The 20,801-nt window shown below is 53.7% G+C and carries 10 protein-coding genes; all 10 read left to right on the top strand.

The annotated features are described in order from the left end of the window. The first annotated feature begins 23 nt into the window (after positions 1-23). The 10 genes from NTU47_18610 (at position 24) to NTU47_18565 (ending at position 20,798) form a co-directional block, all read left to right on the top strand. Positions 24-2,807, top strand: a complete 2,784-nt coding sequence (locus NTU47_18610) for a TonB-dependent receptor (protein MCX6135820.1) — start codon at positions 24-26, stop codon at positions 2,805-2,807. Between the two features lie 210 nt (positions 2,808-3,017). Next, the gene (locus NTU47_18605; GenBank protein MCX6135819.1) at positions 3,018-6,815 is read left to right on the top strand and encodes a hypothetical protein; all 3,798 of its coding nucleotides are present in this window, start codon (positions 3,018-3,020) and stop codon (positions 6,813-6,815) included. 11 nt (positions 6,816-6,826) lie between these two features. Continuing rightward, positions 6,827-7,852: a PorV/PorQ family protein gene (locus NTU47_18600; protein ID MCX6135818.1), complete on the top strand. Its 1,026-nt coding sequence runs from the start codon at positions 6,827-6,829 to the stop codon at positions 7,850-7,852. A 141-nt stretch (positions 7,853-7,993) separates the two neighbouring features. Then, positions 7,994-11,044 (top strand): T9SS type A sorting domain-containing protein, encoded by a 3,051-nt coding sequence (locus NTU47_18595; GenBank protein ID MCX6135817.1) that lies wholly within the window; start codon positions 7,994-7,996, stop codon positions 11,042-11,044. A gap of 338 nt (positions 11,045-11,382) precedes the next feature. Continuing rightward, a complete protein-coding gene (locus NTU47_18590; GenBank protein MCX6135816.1) occupies positions 11,383-13,212 on the top strand; it encodes a peptidylprolyl isomerase in 1,830 nt (609 codons plus the stop codon). Between the two features lie 10 nt (positions 13,213-13,222). Further along, positions 13,223-15,232: a tetratricopeptide repeat protein gene (locus tag NTU47_18585; GenBank protein ID MCX6135815.1), complete on the top strand. Its 2,010-nt coding sequence runs from the start codon at positions 13,223-13,225 to the stop codon at positions 15,230-15,232. Further along, entirely contained in the window at positions 15,232-15,558 is a 327-nt protein-coding gene (locus tag NTU47_18580) for an SxtJ family membrane protein (protein ID MCX6135814.1), read from the top strand. Before NTU47_18585 ends, NTU47_18580 begins: the two co-directional genes overlap by 1 nt. A 7-nt stretch (positions 15,559-15,565) precedes the next feature. Further along, a complete protein-coding gene (locus tag NTU47_18575; GenBank protein ID MCX6135813.1) occupies positions 15,566-17,302 on the top strand; it encodes a carbamoyltransferase in 1,737 nt (578 codons plus the stop codon). Positions 17,303-17,621: 319 nt separating this feature from the next. Next, positions 17,622-17,801, top strand: coding sequence for a DUF5989 family protein (locus NTU47_18570; GenBank protein ID MCX6135812.1), 180 nt, complete (start codon positions 17,622-17,624; stop codon positions 17,799-17,801). A gap of 21 nt (positions 17,802-17,822) precedes the next feature. After that, positions 17,823-20,798 (top strand): alpha-amylase family glycosyl hydrolase, encoded by a 2,976-nt coding sequence (locus tag NTU47_18565; protein MCX6135811.1) that lies wholly within the window; start codon positions 17,823-17,825, stop codon positions 20,796-20,798. Positions 20,799-20,801: the final 3 nt, after the last annotated feature.

The following is a 20,801-nucleotide window of genomic DNA, read 5'->3' as shown; positions in this document are numbered from 1 at the left end:
TAACACGAGGTGAGAATATATCAATGAGACGATTTGCCAGAACTTTTTTCCTTGTGATACTCACGCTGACCTTCACCGGACTGACGGGCCTCCTCGCCGGAACGAACGGCAAGATCGCCGGGACTGTCAAAGACAAGAAAACGGGGGAGCCGCTCATCGGTTGTAATGTCTTGCTTGAAGGGACGACCATGGGTGCCGGCACCGATCTCGACGGCCGGTACACGATCTTGAACGTCCCACCGGGCACCTACGTCCTGAACGTGACGATTGTAGGCTACTTGCCTACGAAGATCAAAGAGGTGAAGGTTAACATCGATCTCACCACAACAATCGACGTGGGGCTTTCAGAAACTGTGCTCGAGCTGGGCCGCGAAGTAGTCATTATTGCCGAACGACCGCTCGTCCAGAAAGACCAAACTGCAAAGACGGCCGTTATCGGTCGTGATCAGTTGAACGCTCTACCGGTCAATGAGTTCTCCCAGGTGTTGTCGCTCCAGGCGGGGTTTGTTGCCGGGAGCTTGCGCGGTGGCCGGAGCGGAGAGGTCGCATACTGGATTGACGGTGTGCCGGTGACGGACGTGTATGACGGCAGTCAGGTCGTCGAAGTGAACAAGAATCTTGTTCAGGAAGCCCAGCTGGTCTCCGGTGCGTTCAATGCCGAATACGGACAGGCAATGTCCGGCATCGTAAACATTGCCACGAGAGAAGGGGGAAAGACCTACACCGGATCGATGAGCGCCTACGGAGGAGATTATCAGAGTCCGGACAAGGTGCTGTATCCCGGAATTGACAAGTTCAGTCCCAACTCCATCAGAAACCTGGAAGCGAACATCAGCGGCCCCCTGCTCGGCGATAATCTGTCGTTCTTCGCCAATGGCCGGTTTATTCACTTTGGCGGCTATCTGAACGGGATTCGGAAATACAATCCTCAGAATATCTCATTCACCGACAGCACGGGCAAATTCCGAATCTCGCGGGATCCAGCCGGAGCGGGAGATGGGGATATCGTGCCTTTGAATTGGAGCGAACGCAAATACGCCCAGGCGAAGCTCACGTGGCGGATCGCCCCGCTGCTTAAGGCAAGCTACAACGTCATCTATGACAACAACGTAGCCCAGGCGTATGATCGGGCATACCTGTACAACCCCGACGGAAAGGGGAAGAACTACACGGTCAGCACGACTCAGATTCTGCAATTGACTCACACTCTGGGGGCATCCTCTTTCTATACCATCGGAGCGTCATACTTCGACAAGAACTTGAAGTATTACCTTTATGAGAATCCGTACGATGCCCGGTACGTCCACCCGAAGGTTTCCCTCCCGGTAGACGGGTTCAGCTTCCTGACGGGTGGAACCGATCTTGGACGGTTCCAGCGGTCGACGCAGACTGCACTCATCAAGGTTGATCTTTCCAGCCAATTCAATCCATCGAATCTGCTGAAGATTGGGCTCGAGTATCGGCACCACAAGGTGTTCTTCGAGAGCATGACCCTTCAGCCCATCGACGCGCAGCAGGACATCAACCTGGCAACAGGCAACCCGTTCATCTCGACCAAGATCCCGGATCTTTCTTCACAGTATCACGACATCTATACGCACCGCCCGATCGAGCTCTCCGGGTATGTGCAGGACAAGATGGAATTCAAGGATCTCATCATCAACATCGGCGTGCGGTTTGATTATTTTTCGCCGGATGGAGTGACGCTGGTGGATCAGTCCGATCCAAGCATCTACAACCCTATTAAACCGAACAACCGGTTCGAAGACGCGAATGGGAACGGAATTCAGGACGCGGGTGAGCGGACCAGGACGGTTGATGATCGAAGGGCGTACTGGTACAAGAAGGCGTCAACGAAATTCCAGATCAGCCCGCGCTTCGGGGCCGCATTCCCCATCACTGAGCGCGGTGTCGTTCATTTCTCGTACGGTCACTTCTTCCAGGTCCCTCGTTTTGAGTTTCTCTATCAGAACCCTGATTTCAAAATCGGACTTGGAACGGGCAACCAGGGACTTATCGGTAATACCGACCTGACTCCAGAGCAAACGATCAACGCCGAGCTTGGAGTGAGCCAGGCCCTCACCGATGACTTGAGCGTTGACATGACCGCATACATCCGCGATATCCGGAACCTGACCGGCACCCGCGCGGATGAGATCGTGGTGTTCGGCGGATCGGCGAGCTACAGCAAGTATGTCAACAGCGATTTCGGATTCGTAAAGGGGATTGTGGTTTCGCTGAACAAGAAATTCTCCGGCGGCGTGTCGGCGACAGCTGACTACACATATCAGGTTGCGCGGGGCAGCGCATCGGATCCGACCGAAGCGCGGAACGCTACCACGTCCGGGGCCTTGCCGGAAGTGCAGCTCGTCGCCCTTGGTTGGGACCAGCGGCACACGTTGAACGCGACTCTTTCGTACAACGCTCCGAGCTGGGGCATGAGCTTCATCAGCCAGTACGGTACGGGGACTCCGTATACACCGCGGCGGTCGACGGACGTTACGTCGCTGCTGACAAACAGCCAGGCCAAACCGCAGTTCTTCAATCTCGATGGACAGGCATTCTACGCTGTATCGTTCGAGCCATTGAGGTTTGTGTTGTTCCTCCGCGTGTTCAACCTGCTCGACACCCGCAACGAAGTCGGCGTCTTCGATGACACTGGTCGCGCTGGATTCACCACAGACGAGGCGCGGACACTTCGGACAAACCCGCTGCAAGCGGTGAATACAGTTCAGGATTGGTATCGCATCCCGACGTTCTATTCTGAGCCCCGGCGATTCGAATTTGGCATTAACATGGAATTCTAAATGGTTTTGTTGAGTCACAGGAATCTCACTTTAGACACGAAAATTGCAGCGATGGGAACACCAAATTCCAAATACGAATCCCGAAATCCTAAACAAATCCGAAACTCAAAACTGAGCTCTGTTCGAGGGTTCTCGCGGCGAGGTGTGGATTTCAGTATTCGGATTTCGCATTTCCTTCGAATTTCGATTTTAGGTTTTCGAGTTTCGACCGTGTACTGTCTGTTGGCGTGTGTCTCGGTCTTCATAATTCTCCCTTCTTTCGCTCTTTGTCAGAGCGGCAGGGAATTTCGACGCACGGCTGTTCACAACGGCAACCAGGTTCGCTCCGTATTCGGCAACTGGGGCGTTATCGGTCAGCCGAGTACGGGTGGGCCACGCGGTTCGTGGAAGAATGACAACGACGGATACCTTGGCGATGTGAGCCCCTTCGTGGGCGCTGAGGTCAAATGGAACAATGTGACGTTCCATTCTGTTGTCACGTGCCCCGTCGATCGTCCGACCCAGCTGCGCGACGAAGATCCGTCAACCGGAAAATCGTGGGCCTTCGAGCCGGTCGGCGGCTATTTGAATCCGAACCAGCAGAAGATCGCGATGACCACAGATCGCAATTCCTGGCCGCCCACGTGGCCGGACAAATTCAACGATCCGAGTGACCCGGGCTGGAAGGGCTCGTGGAACGGGTACTTCGGCAAACGTATCAGCGCAGACCAGGAAAGCTACTTCGTCATGGACGACAACAATGACGAACGGTTCAACCTGGCAAAGAACAACACGTTCGGCCTTGCCTTCCGGCCGGACTCGAAAGACCCTGCAAGAAACGGGATGGCCCTGGAAATGCGCGTACGCGGAATGCAGTGGTCGCAGTTCCTCGCCAAGGACAACATTTTCTGGCTCTATGAAATAACTAACAAGGGGACCACAGACTACAACAAGGTAGTCTTTGGAATGCTCGTTGGCACATATATCGGTGTCACGGGAACCGATGACCGACCAGGGGAATACGACGATGACTGGTCATTTTACGACGTGGCGACCAATATCACCTACACCGGCGACTACCCGCGTGATAACTCCCGCAATCCTCTCTGGGTGGGTCCGGTTGGCATGGTGGGGTACGCATTTCTCGAGAGTCCGGGCAATCCGTTCGACGGCATCGACAATGACGGGGATGCTGATTCCTCGGCATTTGCCCTGGGTGCCCCGTACTTCTCGCAAACAAGCTTTGATTCAACGTTGATTGTTCCTGGAATGAGGATAGTATTGATCAGGAACGATTTCAGCCGGTTCCTCTACACTGTACCGAACGTCGACACTGTAACAATTTACACACGTGGATTGACATTTCTGCTTCGACCGGGAAAGACGAAAGTTGCCGAGGGGAACATCCTCAGGGACGTGCAGGGAAATGAATCTGTGAATCCCAACGCCTATGACGTTGTCGACAACAATTTCAATGGCATCATTGACGAGAATTACTATCTGCACTATCGTCAGATCAAGCGGACCCGGACGATTCCGCCAACAACGCTGATTGATGTTCTTCGTCCAGTTCGCCGTATCGACTACGTCAACAATCTCGGCACAAGTCCATTCAGCATGCTCGATGAACGGCGTGATGATCGTGTTGACAACAATCGTAACTGGCTGCCGGAATTCGATGACCTTGGGCGTGACGGGATAGCGAATACCGGGGACTTTGGCGAGGCGGATGGGAAGCCGACCTCGGGGTATGACGAGTTTGGAAAAGACACTGGCCTGCCGGGTGAGACTCACATCGACAAAACAGATGTGAATGAATCCGACCAGATCGGGTTAACGAGTTTCTATTATTTCACACCATCGAACGCCGTCAGGATGGGTGACGACGAGTCGCTCTGGTCGAATCTCTCTCCGGGTTACTTCGATGTGCCGGCATCAATTGTCAACAACAAGCCGGAACGCGGCGAAGACGGAGACTTTATCTATGGTTCGGGGTATTTTCCATTGCTTGCCGGAAAGACCGAACGCTTCTCACTCGCACTCGTCTACGGCGGTGGAAAGGGAGGGAGCAGGGATGACGATATTGCGGATCTGCTGAAGAACAAGCAGACCGTGCAGAAGATCTACGATGCAAATTACCAGTTCCCGCAGCCGCCGGACAAACCTACGCTGGTCGCAGTCCCGGGCGATAAAGAAGTAACGTTGTATTGGGACAGGAAGGCGGAAGCCTCGGTGGATCCGGTCCTTCGCATCAAGGATTTCGAGGGATACAAGATTTATCGTTCGACGGATCCTGACTTCAGCGATATCTTCACCATCACCGATGCCACAGGATCTCCGCAAGGATACAAGCCGCTCGTTCAATTCGACATCAAGGACGGTGTCACGGGTTATTTCCGGGCGAATGCAGAATTGTATCAGGCGTCCTCGGGATATTCATATTTTCTGGGATCGGACAACGGGCTGGTTCATTCGTTTGTCGATCGCGATCTACAAAACGGCCGCAAGTACTACTACGCAATCGTTGCCTATGATAAAGGAGACGAATCCGTCGGTATCTTCCCGTCGGAGAATACGAAGTTTTTCTCGATCCTTCCCACGGGGGAAGTGCTGCACGACATCAACACCGTCGTCGCGACACCGGGATCGAAAGTTGCAGGGTATGTCGATGCCCCGGACGGTATTCAGCTCACACCCAAAACGAAGTATGGAAGCGGAACGCTTTCGTACCGGGTCGTCGATGCAACGAAAGTCTCGGCGCACTCCTACAGGGTTGAGTTCTTTGACAACCTGACAGATTCGCTCGACAACAACGGAAACGGGAAATTCGATATGGCGGATTCCACCGAGTGGACAAGGGTGACTTCGCAGTATTCCGTGCGTGACTTGCAGTCAGTTTCCGAGATGTTCATAGGGCAGGACACGTCCGTCGTTACTCTCAGCAGGAAGAATCTGATTGCTTCCAGCGTTGTCGTTCGGAACGCACAGGGAGGGACGGTCGCAGCGTCTGCGTATCGCCTCGATGCCTCCCGTGGTACTATTCGGGGTAACAGCGCCGGCAGTCTGCCCGCCGGCACCTACAATATCACCTTCGAGTACTACCCTGTGTATAGGAGCCAATACATTTTCGGAAGTCCATTTGCCAGTGAGACGAAGGATGCCGACATCTTCGACGGCGTGATGCTGGGCTTCAAGAACGACTGGACGACCGTGCTCGTCGATAGTTCGTCGGGTTGGGTCGGAAAGAACGCTTACATCTATAACTTCTTCCCGTTCTACACGAATTTCAACAATACTATCTACGCGGGGTATCGAAAACCGTCCGACTACGAAATCCGTTTCTCGAACACGATAGTGGACACGTCGTATGCCGATCCTGTCTTCGGAACGGACGCGATTCGAACAAACTTCAGGATCTACAACCTCACAGACAGCACGTATGTGAAGTTCATCTTCGGTGACAACGACCTCAACGGCAAACTCTCTCCGACGGACGAAATCTTCCTTCTCGAGAAACAGCCGACTGGAAAGCTGGGATTCACGTGGGACCTGTTCTTCGTTGCGAAGCCGAGTGACAAGCCGGACACGGTCTATAACCTTACCACGGGCGATAAGCTTGTGCTGAAAGTGACGAAGCCCTTCAGGAAGGGGGATGTGTACGAGTTCACGACGGTGAAACCCCGTGTCGAAGAGAAAACGGCTGAAGTGGAACTCTCGGACGTAAGAGCTGTCCCGAACCCCTATGTTACAGGCTCGTCACTGGAACCGCCGTTGCCCCCCGGAATCACCAGCGGGCGTGGCCAACGCAGAATCGACTTCATTCACGTCCCGGTCGATGCCAAAATCTCGATTTTCACCTCTCGCGGAGAGCATGTCATGACGCTGTATCATGAAGGGAACATCGAGAACGGAAGCGTCCCCTGGAATCTGAAGTCGAAAGAAAACCTCGATGTGGCCTACGGTGTGTATTTCTACGTTGTCGAATCACCGGCTGGCCGGAAAACCGGAAAAATTGCTATAATAAAATGAGCAGAACAAGTATGAAGAAATTGTCTTTTGTAAACACTCTGGTGTTGGTTGTGAGTGCACTCTTTTTTACCTTGAGCCTGCACGCCCAGTCAAAAGTGGGAACCACCGCCGCACAGTTCCTTGGTATCTCCGTGGGTGCCAGAGCTACAGCGATGGGGGACGCGTTCGTCGCTTCATCGGAAGACGTCAGTTCTGTCTACTGGAACCCGGGAGCGTTTGCCGCCAGCGGCAACTCCGAATTCATGTTCAGCAACACCAACTGGCTGGCCGGCACGAAATTCCGGTGGTTCGGTCTGATGCTGAATCTCGACGGTACGAACGCTGTGGGTGTGAGTCTCACGAACCTCGATTATGGCGAGGATGACGTGACGACTGTCGCGTTGCCGGATGGTACGGGCGAGCGGTGGACTGCACAGGATGTTTCCATTGCGCTGTCGTATTCGCGCCGCCTGACGGACAAGTTCTCGATGGGCGGATCCGTGAAGTATATCAGTCAGACGTTGTACAACGAGACGGCGAGCACGATCGCATTTGACCTGGGGCTCCTCTTCACGACCGGATTTCACGACATGCGTCTCGGCATGTCGTTCTCGAATTTTGGCGGCGACATGACGCTCGATGGCCGGGATCTTCTCCAGCGGGTCGATATCGATCCGGCGAATTCAGGATCGAACAAGAACCTCGTCGGGAAACTCAAGACCGATCCGTGGCCGATCCCTCTGTTCTTCCGCGTCGGAGCGGCGATGGATGTAGTCAAGAACGATGTCATGAAGCTGACGCTGGCCGCGGATGCAGTTCGCCCGAACGACAATGTGGAGTATGTCAACGTTGGAGGGGAGCTGGGCTGGAACAAGATGCTCTTCGTCCGGGGCGGATACCGGTCGCTCTTCAAGAAGGACGCAGAGGATGGCTTGACACTGGGTGCCGGCGTGCGCTATCAGTTCGAGGGCATTGCGACGCTTGAAGTGAATTACGCATACAACAAGTTTGGCCTTTTCGGCAATCTGAACACGATTGCCATCGCAGTAAGCTTCTGATTCATTGATATTGCACACAGTCCATTAATCAAGAACCAACATACGGGAGGAGGTCCACGGCAGAATCTTCGGATTACCCTTTTCGTTTTTTGAGAGGCAGTGGATGTTGGATCACTTCACACTTTAATTAAGGAGCTGTTTATGAAAACAGTCTTACGAGCATTGTTTGTTACGGGTCTGCTCGTGTCCATGGCGGTTGCACAGTCACCCTGGACGCTTCAGACTTCGAACACCACTCAGCGGATCAGGTCATTGAGGCCTGTGAGCGCTCAGGTCGTCTGGGCGTGCGGGAACGCGGGCACGGTTGTCCGCACTGTGGATGGCGGGACAACGTGGCAGTTAAAGACCATCACAGATGCAACATTCAACCTGTACGGCATCGAAGCAATCGATTCCTCGACTGCATGGGTCATCGGAACGATTTCCAGTGCCGGCAATACGGGTGATACCAGATTATGGAAGACGACAAACGGAGGCTCCACCTGGACGCAGCAGCTTCTGATTGCTGATTCCTGGGCAGATGGCGTGCGTTTCCTGGACGCCAACAACGGGGTCGCAGTCGGCGATCCGGCAGTTGCCACGAAGAGCAAGATGACAATCTACACGACTTCAAACGGAGGCACAAACTGGACGTTAGTTCCGGGTGCCGGCAATCCCGCAGTGGACAGCGTGGCTGACGAAGTTGGCATAACGAATGGCGTGGATGTCGTGGGATCAGCCTTCTATTTTATTACGTATGGCAACACGAGTTCGATCCAGCCGCGTGTGTTCAAGTCGACCGACAAAGGTCTGACATGGACAGCGTCGCCGAGGATCGCGATCGACAACAGCTATGGCTTCAGCATGAAGGATGCGACCACGGGAATCACGTGCAATATCAATAGCGGGAGCATCGCCAAAACGGCGAACGGATGGGCCACGGCCGATTCGATGCTGGTCTTTGGCGGCGTATATGGGCTCCGCGCAATTGATTGGATTCCCGGTACCAATTCCATCGTCATTGTAGGTGGCCCGACGTCAACCGGCTTCTCCGGCCTTTCAAAAGACGCCGGCAAGACCTGGTTGCCTCAGACATTACCGACCGGAATTGCACGATTGTATACGGTTCAATTCGCCAACTCGTCAACAGGATGGGCTTCGGACAATGTTGGCAAAATCGTGAAATGGACCGGCGGCGATCTTGCAGCGAGCTCTGATAGCGTAAGCGTCACGTTCTGGGCAAACACGTCGACTGTGCCAGACACTCTGAAGTCGAATTCGTTCGTCCAGATTCGCGGCGCAGCTCCCCTCTTTGGACCATGGGGCGCCGGATCCCAGGCAATTCTGTCAAACGTTGCCGGCGACTACTGGAAGGGAACTTACAAACTGAGAGTTGGTGATACGATCCAGTACAAGTTCTTTACGAATGCGAACAAACCCTTGCCTGTGGCTTCGAATGATCAGGGTTGGGAAAACAACTCGACCGATCCCTCTGGGAATAGAATCATGATCGTCGGGAAAAAGGACACCACACTCCCGGTTCAGTTTGTGAACGGGACATCGAAAAACCAGGATCAGTATTTTACGCCGTTTGTGAATCAGAAAGACTCCATCGAGATCTACTTCCGTATCAACATGCAGAGCAACGAGTCATTTTCAAAAACCACGCAGTTCATGGGAGTGCGCGGCGCCTTTGCACCTCCATACGATGGTTGGGGGAAGAGCATCGTGCTCAAGCAGGAAACTCTGCACGGAAACGGCTCAAGTCAGCAATATGATGGCACGAATTTCTGGTCCGGCTTTACGCGCGTCCCGAAATCGCAATTCGCAAGTGCCATTGAGTACAAATTTGTAATCATGGATGCTCCAAGCCTGACAGCTGGTATCGTTGCGTGGGAAGACAACATCCGTCCGGCGACAGACGTCACCGGTGGCGGAAATCGCCAGATTCTTGCCAACACCAGTCCCTCTGACACATCGCTCTATTGGAAGTGGTGGGCCAATAATCCGTACGCGGGCTTCAAAGGCGCCGATACGGTCATCGTGACCTTCCGTGCGAACCTGTCGCAAGCGATTGCGCAACGCGGATTCACCTTCAGTGACACGCTGCAGGTGCGAAGCGGCTATGGCTCGACGGCGAAGGAAGTGCGGACGAAGGCGATGACTCGCTCTGGCATCACAGGAACAATCTTTACAGCGACCGATACGGTGATTACCGCTGTCGGTAAAGCGCTCAACTACCAGTACTATCTGGTAAAGAGCGGCAACGATGTACGCGAAATCTTCTTTGATTTCACTGACACTGGAACAGATGTCTCGCAGGCAGAACGCCGCAAGCTGAGCGTCACGACCAAGTCTCTCACTGTCTTCGATACAACAAGCAGCGCGACAGATATGAGACGGATGCCTCGGTTCCGGAATTCGACGAAGATGTCGAAGGCCGTGACGGTAACGTACACGCTTAACCTCCGACCTGCGTACCTCCAGGTTGCCAGAGGTGATACACTGGTTGACATCCAGGGGACCAACAACGTCACGAAGAGCTCCAACATCAAGACGCTGGGTGTTGGCATCAACGGTCCGGCAGTCGGCGGATGGGCAAGCTGGGGTCCGGCAATGATTGCAGCCCCGGACACGGTCCACAAGATGTATGATGACGGAACACACGGTGATGCAGTTGCCAACGATACCATTTACTCGGTACAGTACAAGTACACAATAGCTGACCAGCTCGGTCAGGAGTTCAAGTTCGGTATCGGCGGCAGCGACAACGAAGGTGGAAAGGGCGGCTTTGGGAACAACCACATCGAGAACATCGATGATTCCCAGACCACCTACGTTCTGGCCAGCGATTGGGGCAGCATCAATCCGAAGTTCTACAACACGTGGGACTTTATCAACCACAAGGCAAAGAATCCAACAGCGGTTGAGGATAACTGGTCAGTTCCGATGATGTACGAACTCAGCCAGAACTATCCGAACCCGTTCAACCCGTCGACGACGATTCAGTTCACGATCCCGGCCAAAGATGTCGTCACGTTGAAGATCTTCAACGTGCTAGGCCAGGAAGTGATGACGCTTCTGAACGAGAAGATGGATGCAGGAAAGCACTCAGTGCGGTTCGACGCGTCGAAGCTGGTCAGCGGTGTCTATCTGTATCAGGTGACCGCAGGCAAGTACGCCGAGACGAAGAAGATGGTTCTTCTTAAGTAACCTCGCTGATGTGGATGTCGTAGTGAGATTCGGGCAAGGCGGGAGTTTTCTCCCGCCTTGCTTTGTTTATGCGATTGGAAGCGTCGCTGCGGGTGTATTGGTTTCGGAAGTTCCTTTGGGGGCTGTCAAATGTAGGTCGAAATGCCATTTCGACCACGTGGAGGACTCTGAAATCGCCGTGCATGAGAACATCTTGACGTACTGCAAAGCGTTGAGAGTACTTTTGGGACAGCCTCTAGTGCTTCCGAGATCAAGCAGGTTGCGCCACGACCACCTGATCAAATCATTTGATTCTCAGGTGGACGGTTGGATCACTACTGCAAATAACCACTCGCGCGATGACTATTCGACTACAGATCCTGCTGATTGGTTTGTTGGCCTCCTTCATTATGGAGTCTTTGGGCCAGCAATCCCAGCCTCCCGCCGGTATAATAGCGAAGGCAGGGGATACGTATATCACCGAAACGGAGTTCCTGGAACGCTTCGAAATGCTTCCGGGACTTCAGCGGCATCGGACGGAGCGGATGGAAGAAGCGAAACTCGAGCTGCTCTACTCGCTCATCGCCGAAAAACTTCTGGCACAGGAGGCGCGGGAACGAAGGATCGATCAGGATTCGATAGTTCGCCTTTCCTTCGAAGAGATTCGCAAAATGCTGGCACGCGATCAGTTGTACCGGCTTGAAGTCAGCGGAAAAGTGCATGTGACACCGAAGGACGTGGCAGAGGCCATCGATCAGGCACTGAAGGAAGTCCTGGTTTCGTTCATCTTCTGCGAGCGGAAAGACGATGCAGAGTTCATTCGGAAACAGATAAGAACTGCGAAAGAGTTTGGTTCTATTGAGATTGACATATCGTTGCACTCGGTCCGGGACACGGCGACAATTATCTGGAGTGACGCCACGCCCGCGATCGAACAAGCTGCGTATGCACTCAGGAAAGGGGAAGTCTCCCCGGTTATTCAATCTGGCGGGGGATTCTACATCCTGAAGGTGGAACGCATACAGTCAAACGCGTTCTATACCTCGCTTCAAAGCACAGTGTTGCGTGAAAGGGTGGAAGGGAAGGTCCGGCTGCGAAAGGAAGAGTCGCGGCTGAATGAATTCGTTGCGGCGATGCTCAGGAACAGGACCGGATACTCAAAGCCCGGGCCGCTCAGAGAACTCGTGGGTACGCTGAAACAGGTCTACGCTAAGGTTCGCGTCGTGGGAAGAGTTGCGCTGAATGACAACATGCTTTCGCAGGCCCGCAGCATTTGCAGACTCGTTCTTCACGACACGCTCGCCGTGGCAGGAAATGCTGCCTGGACGGTGGAGGAAATACTCGAGAGGCTCCACACGAGGGGATTCTCTCTGGACAGCGTGACTGTGAAAGCGATTCCCCAGCAGGTGAACGGGCTGTTGCGTGTGTGGGTACAGCAGGAGTTGCTGGCACAGGAAGCGCTTGCCCGCGGACTCGATACCTATCCTGCCGTGAGGCAGCAACTCGATACGTGGCACGACAACGTTCTGGAACAATCGATGCGGTTCTATCTGAAGAAGCAGGTGAAAGTCTCCGAGGCCGAGGTGCTGTCATTCCTTCGATCGAAGGATTCTTCAGTCGTGATTCCCAGAGTGCAACTGCGCGAGCTGATAACCGCCTCGCTTGATGAAATGCATCAGGCATTGGACGAGATCCAAACCGGAAAGTCCATGGAAGAGGTCATCATTCGTTGGTGCAGTGACGCGTATCTGCGCGAACGAAAGGGGATCTCCGATCCATTTCCCGTCTCGGATCGATATCCTGTGGGTGAGATTGCCTGGCAAATGATTGTCGGGCAGCGGTACGGTCCTGTGAAAGAAGGATCGGGATATCTGTATTTCGAACTCCTGTCGAAAGATCCACAGAAGGAGCCGGTGGACACTGGATTCACAGAGCGTATGGATCGGGCGAAGAACGAACTTCTGCGTCAAAAAGAGAAACGGCTCGTGAACCTCTTCCTGGCACAGGCGGGCCAGTCGAGGGGGTATTCAATCTATCAGGATCGACTCAGCCGTATCAAGGCAAGCCCCATTCCTATGATGACATTCAGAATCCTCGGCTTCGGTGGAAGAATGTTCGCCGTGCCCTTCGTCGACCGGCAGATTGAATGGTTGAATGTTGAGCCGCCCCAAGGTCAAATCGCTTTCTAAGGATGCTTGTTTGGCAAACGAAGAACGAAATAATATCCGCCTTTTCCGTTTTCTCCTTTTACTGCTCCCGCTGGTATTCTTCGGCCTGCTGGAAGGGACGTTGCGCCTGTTCGACTACGGCGGAGACCTCGGCCTTTTTCTCGAAACAAGAGCGAATGGCCGGACTTACTACAAGATCAATCCTGACGTCACGAAGCGCTATTTCCGGACCATCGCCGTGAAGGCGATGGTCTCAAATGAATTGTTCGAAAAGCAGAAGGGGGCGAACACCGTCAGGGTTTTCTGCCTGGGAGAGTCGTCGACGCTCGGATATCCCTACATGTTCAACGGCTCGTTCCCCAGCATGCTGAAGGATCGACTCGAAACGCTTTGGCCGGAAAAGAACATCGAAGTCATCAACCTGGGCATTACGGCCGTCAATAGCTACACCGTCGCAGACTTCACTGAGGAACTCGTAGCCTATCAGCCGGATGCACTGCTTGTCTACTGCGGGCACAATGAATTCTACGGCGCGCTTGGCGTGAGCTCAACGGAACGGTTGGGAAAAAGCCGATGGGTTGTGAAATCATATCTCGCATTGGAACATAGCAGGACATTCCGCCTGCTTCGGGACGGTGTGAATGCTGTCAGGGAGATGCTGAGTGCCGACCGGTCTGGCGGCCGCGAAGCTACTGTGATGCAGGGGATGGTCAGGAATCGTGAGATAGCATTTGGTTCAGATGAGTACACGACGGCGAGAGACAACTTCAGGGCCAATCTTGAAGAAATTGCGACGGTCTCGTCAACCCACAACATTAAGGTCATTTTTGGGACGCTGGTGAGCAATCTGAGTGGCTTGGCACCTTTCGTCTCGACAGTTGCGCCCGGACTGGACGCATCGAAGCGGTTGGAGTTCGAGAGGCGTTACGCATCGGCAGACAGTGCGTTGCTGAATGAAGCGTATGCGGAAGCTGAAACCGACCTCATTGCAGCGCTGGCTGTTGACTCGATTCCGGCGAAGGGGCACTTCCTGCTTGGACAAATTCTCGAGAGAACTCAGCGGTATGAACAAGCACGAAAAGAGTACGCACTCGCTCGCGATTATGACGGACTCCGTTTTCGGGCACCGTCTGAATTCAACGACATCATTCATCAGGTTGCTGCCCGCCACTCGATACCCGTCGCTGAATGCGAGCAATTAGTATCAGCACAATCGGAACACGGGATCATCGGAAATCGGTTGGCCCTTGAGCATGTTCACCTCAACGTCGACGGCTACTTTCTCATCGCGAAGGCATTCTTCACTGGGATGGCCGATAACAATGTTATCGCTCCGCGTGAGCGATGGAACTGGAGTCTCGATAAAAAGGACAACGAGTACAGGGAGAGTGTGAGGGTGACTCCGCTTGATTCAGTGATGGCCGCCATCCGATTATATGTGCTGATAAACAGCTGGCCGTTCCGTGAGGGTGGAATCAGCGCTCAGAAATTCGAGGCGACTACCGATCGCGAGCGGCTTGCAAAGTCGTGCCTTTTGAGAGAATTGACCTGGGAGCAAGCCCACGTCAGGGAAGCCGAGCTGTATGAATCACAGGGTGATCTCGGGAATGCGGCCGAGGAGTATCGTGCTCTGGCAAAGGTGACCCCTTTCAACTCGTCGCCGCTTCTTCGGCTGGGTCAGCTTCTACTCAATGCCGGCGACGACGACGGTGCCAGACGCGCATTTGAAAAGTCGTTGAAGGTCGCTGGAAGCTACGTCGCGTATCAGGGTATCGGGTTGGTTCATCTGCGAAGGAAGGAATTCGAAAAGGCAGCCGCTGAATTCCGGCGGGCGCTCGAATATGCCGGGGGTATTCCATCCGCGGGCGTCGTGGAAACACAACAGTTGCTCGCTGTTGCTCTTGCCGGGGGAGGAAAACTCGCTGAGGCGGAAGTCGTTGCGCAATCGATCGTCTCTGCTCATCCTGAGCAGACGCAGGCACGCGAAATACTCGAACGGATAAGGATGCAGATGCGCACTACAACCAAAGAACGACCGTGATGAAGACGCCACAAGAGCGAATCGAGCCGTTTCTCAGGCGGTGGAGCTACGCGTCCGAGATTCCGGATGTTGCCGCCGTGCCGCAAGCAAAAACTTTCTGGCGGTCTGCCTACGAATATTGGATGAAGTTCGCCCGGATGGTAGGCAAAGCGAATGCTGTGGTGCTCTTGACGATTGTCTATTTCGTTGTGATCGGTCCGGCAGCGATCGTGTTGAGGATAATCGGCAAGGATTTGCTTGATCGGAAAGCGGGCAACGAGATTTCCTACTGGTACGACAAACAGCAGGAAAAACTGACAACTGAACGAAGCGAACATCAGTTCTGAACCGACCGTGAATATCCTTGGCATATCGTGCTTCTACCATGATGCAGCAGCTGCCATCCTCAGCGATGGTCAGCTGATCGCCGCCGCCCAGGAAGAGCGATTCACACGTCGGAGACACGACGCAGAATTCCCGATCCATGCCATAAACTACTGTCTGCACGAGGCTGGGATCTCTGCGGCAGAAATCGATTATGTCGGATTCTACGACAAGCCGCTCGTCAAGTTCGAGCGGCTTCTCTATACCTATCTGGCGACGTTTCCAAAAGCGTTGCCTTCGTTCCTCAAGTCGATGCCTGTCTGGCTCAGGGACAAACTGTGGATCCCGCAACTCATTCGCGCCAAGCTTGACTACGACGGACCGATTCTGTATTCAGAGCATCATCAGGCGCACGCGGCGAGCGCTTTTCATGTTTCGCCCTTCGATGCGGCTGCTATCCTTACGATCGACGGAGTCGGAGAATGGGAAACCACGACCTATGGTATCGGTGAAGGGAACGACATCCAGCTCCTGAAACGTATTCACTTTCCGCACTCCCTGGGGCTCCTCTATTCTGCATTCACGTACTATCTGGGGTTCAGGGTCAACAGTGCGGAGTACAAAGTGATGGGCCTCGCTCCCTACGGCAAACCAGTGTATTACGATCTGATCATGCAAAACCTCGTCAGCGCCAGGGATGACGGCAGCTACAAGATGAACATGAAATACTTCGGGTACGATTCCGGGTTAACAATGACGAACGCCAGTTTCGAGACGCTCTTCGGCCAACCTCGTCGGGAACCTGAAGGTCCGCTCGGTCAGTTTCACAAAGATATGGCGGCATCGATTCAGAAGGTCACGGACGAGCTCATGGTACGTATGGCAAACCACGTGCATCGTGTGACGAAATCGAAGAATCTTTGTCTTGCCGGCGGCGTAGCGCTCAATTGCGTCGCAAACTCGAAGATTCTTGAGCGTACGTCATTTGAGAATCTCTTTATCCAGCCGGCTGCAGGAGATGCCGGCGGTGCGGTGGGGGTGGCATATCACATCTACAATTCGCTTCTTGGGAAGAAGAGGAACTTCGTTTGGCGCGATGCATTTCTTGGACCGGAGTTCTCGGACAGCGAAATAGCTGAGTATCTGGCGGGTCTCGGAGTCGACTATCAGACACTCGGAAGGGTGGAGCTTCTCAACGAAGCAGCTCGCCTGATCGCAGAGCAAAATGTCATCGGATGGTTTCAGGGGAGAATGGAATGGGGGCCGAGAGCGCTCGGAAACCGGAGCATACTTGCCGATCCCCGAAACAATGAAAACTGGTCGAGGGTCAACTTGAAGATCAAGTTCCGCGAGAGCTTCCGGCCTTTCGCACCGGCTGTGCTGCTGGAACGGGCATCCGAGTTCTTCGATCTCGACCGGCCAAGCCCTTATATGCTCCTGACAGCCCAGGTTCGTGAGAACAAACGCGTGATACCGGCGGTTACCCATGTTGACGGGTCGGCTCGACTTCAGACGGTTGCGCGCACGGAGAATACGATGTTTCATGATTTGCTTCAGGAGTTCGACCGGCAAACCGGATGTCCGGTGCTGATTAACACGTCATTCAATGTCCGAGGTGAGCCAATTGTCTGCACTCCTCACGACGCATTTAAATGCTTCATGCGCACTGACATGGATTTTCTCGTGATTGGCAATGCCCTGCTGGACAAGAAGAGAATGCAGGAGGATGTTAAGGAGCTATCGAGAGAGGAATTTGCAATGGACTAATCTCCATCTCGGAAGTCGGTAAGCGAGATGCTGGCTTCAACAAGAAGGAGTTGTTTTTCGACAGATAATCTGTCGAGGTTGGCTCATGGGGCTGTCCCAAATGTAGGTCGAAATGCTATTTCGACCACGTTGAGGATCCTGAAATCTTCGAAACTAGAGAAATCTCGACTTACTCGAAGAGGTCGAAAGTACTTTTGGGACAGCCCCAGCAAGATCAGCAGGGGCAATGCCCTGCTGGACAAAAGAAAATTCCGGAGGATGTAAGAGAACTTACGGATCAGGAAATGGTAATTGATTAGGACCTTTCTACGGAGCGATAATGCAGAGTCGGAAAAAAGGAAGATCTAAATTCTCCATCATCGGTGAATTCTGGGCCTACATGCGCGTCCGGAAAAAGTGGTGGCTCGGACCTATTGTCTTCGTCCTGGTTCTGCTGGGCCTTTTCATAGTCCTGACCGAAGGCTCTGCGCTGGCCCCCTTTATTTACACCCTTTTCTAGGTGATACCCTTGAAGTCTGGATTGATAACTCTGGTTACGCTGATTGCCGTTGCGCAAGTCGCATGTACGCAGGACAGCGCCGACGTGACGTTTCGTTACACACCGCCATCATCACAGTCGGCGGTGTTCCTCGTCGGGGAGTTCAACAATTGGAACAACCAGGCTTGGCCGATGACACCGGCCGGGAACAATCTGTTTGTGCGAACTGTCCGGCTCGCAGTGGGAGGCTTTCCGGGCGGCAAGGTGCCCGGTGCGTACGAATACAAGTTCTACTATTCCGGCGTCGCGGATTGGCCCAACGATCCGCTCCACCATTACGTCAATCCATCGGACAACAACGATTCGTATCTCTTCATCAACAACCCGACGATATACCAGCTCATACCAAATGAACGGACTGGTATTACGGCAACCACAAATCCGACCGTCTCAGCGTACCTTTTCCCGAAAGTCGGTTCAGCGATAGACACATCCTCCATTACATTGCGGGTGGGAAGCAGATTCTACTCAGGGCTCGGGCGATTCTACAATCTAACAACACGCCAGCTTGCTCTCCAGCTACCTGATCGCCTCCCGAACGGGGTGCACAGAGTAGTCCTGACGGTTGGGACCTCCGCTGACAGCGTCTTAATTACGGTGCAGGCTGGTTTCGTGCAGATCACGAACCTGAGCGGTTTTGTTACGCGCAATCCCCAGCGGACCCTCTACGGTGTTGTTGAGGATACATCAATTCATACAGTCCGCATCGTCAGAAACGACGCGGACACTGCGTTCGCGACGGCCACGGCTGGAGCTTTTGTGCTGGCGGCACAACTCCGTGAAGGGGCGAACACTTTTAAGGCTCTCGCACGCGACGCGAATGGATTTCTCCAGATGTCAGACCCAGTTATGTTCACGTACCTGATCAACCATGCTCCGGATGCTGATGTCTACTTCATTGACGCCGGGCCAAATGTCATCGTGAGTGCGGACGGAACAACAGATCCAGACACAGGGCAGGTGCTGACGTATCTCTGGTCGGCTGATGTGAAGAATCCGCAGCAGGTTGCGGGCATCAATGGTTCCAGGAATCGTCAGATCTCGGCCCCGAAACCTACAGTTCCCGGGGAATACTACTTCACGCTGATCGCGAGTGATCCGGAAGGGAACAAGGACACAACGCGAAACTACTTTACAATTCTCGATAACGGTGTCTTTCAGGGAGCAAGTCGTGCAACAGTTCCTCGCTGGGTCAAGCAGGGAAGACTGTACGAAATGTTCTTCAAATCGTTTACACCGCAGGGGACAATCAACGCCGCGATCCCGATGCTCCCTTATCTGAAAAGTCTCGGAGTCAACATCCTCTGGGTGATGCCGATCATGGAGAACGCCTCACCAATCAACACACGCACAGGTCCGGGATACAATATCAAAGATTTCCTGAAGGTCGCGCCGGAGTACGGATCGAATGGCGACTTCAAGAATTTTGTGTCTCAGGCGCACTCGCTTGGATTGAAGGTCATCGTTGACGTCACACCCAATCATACAAGCTACCTGCATCCGTTCGTCCTTGAAGCGCGCCAGTATCGGGAAAGATCCCCGTACTGGAATTTCTATCAGCATACCGTCATCAACCATAATACGAACGGTCTCGGACAGAGCACTACGTCGGATGGATTTATCTACTACAGCGGGTTCTCGAGTCAGCTTCTTAACTACAACTGGTCGGACGTGGATGCACGCTCCTACATGATCGAAGTGTACAAGTGGTGGGTAAGAGAATGTGATATTGACGGATACCGCTTCGACGTGTATTGGGGGCCGCATCGCAGGGCGGGCGGAGGAGCGGGGAACGAACTTGAAATGGGTGCCCCGGTCCGCAAGGCGTTGAAGAAGCTGAAGCCGGACATTTTTCTGCTGGCAGAGGATGACGGCACGGGATCGGGCACCGAGGTGATCTTTGGAGATCGCAGCGGCGGTGTGGATGCCGGATACGATTGGGCCCTGTTCGGCGGGGCGATCAAACCATTTTTCTTCGATGCGGGGAGTATCGAGAACCTCCACTCGAAGTACTTCAACAACAATTTCTATCCCGGGCCGAATGCCTCCTTCATGCGCTTCATGGAAAACCATGACGAGGAGAGAATTATCTATCAGTACCAAGACACCGCATATCAGAAAACGCAGCCCGTTGCCTCAACGCTATTCACCGTTCCCGGCATGCCTATGATCTACTCCGGGCAGGAGGTCGGACACGGTTTGACGATGAGCGATTTCTATCAGCGGACGAGGGGAGTGATCGATTGGAAATCGCCGGGAAGGAGCAGACTGCTCCCGCATTATCAGCGATTGACGCATATCCGGGCTCAGTTCGCAGCGTTTTCGACCCAAAAATTCATCCGACTTTCTTCGGGGAATGGCCTTGTGTACAGCTACGCTCGCCCTTTGAGTGGCAATGACGGCATCGTCGCTGTAAACCTCAGCTCGAGCGTGCAGGACGTCACGTTAAACCTCTCCTCAGCGGTCGTCGAGACTCCTGTTCAGGACGGCAAGGCTTATGTCGTGAGTGATCTCTATAATGACACATCGTACACCCTCAAGTTCACTGGTGCGCAGGCTTCTCTGCGGATTGTGCTTCGCCCCTTCGGAAGTTCTGTGTGTGTGCTGTCAGATTCGACAAGACGGCTGAGCTTGCCGCTCCTGGTTTCAGTGAAGAAGGATCTTGGTGAGAACCTGCCAACCGAATTTCTGCTCCATCAGAACTATCCCAATCCATTCAATCCGACCACCACGATAGCCTATGACCTTCCTTCTGAAGCATACGTGACGCTTCGAATCTTCAATATTCTCGGAGAGGAGGTCGCAACGATTGTTCGGGGCAGACAGGAAGGGGGCCAGCACGCGGCTCAATGGAATGGTATGTCTTCCACTGGACTGGGTTGCTCCTCTGGCGTGTATTTCATGCGCCTGGAGGCTGGCAGCAATATCAGTGTCAAGCGAATGATGCTCTTGAAATAATGC

It is taken from the genome of Ignavibacteriales bacterium (assembly GCA_026390595.1).
In the GTDB taxonomy this organism is placed as follows: Bacteria; Bacteroidota; Ignavibacteria; order UBA10030; family UBA10030; genus UBA9647.
Note: the sequence above shows the minus strand (reverse complement) of the source record. Positions and strands in the feature narration are given on the sequence as shown.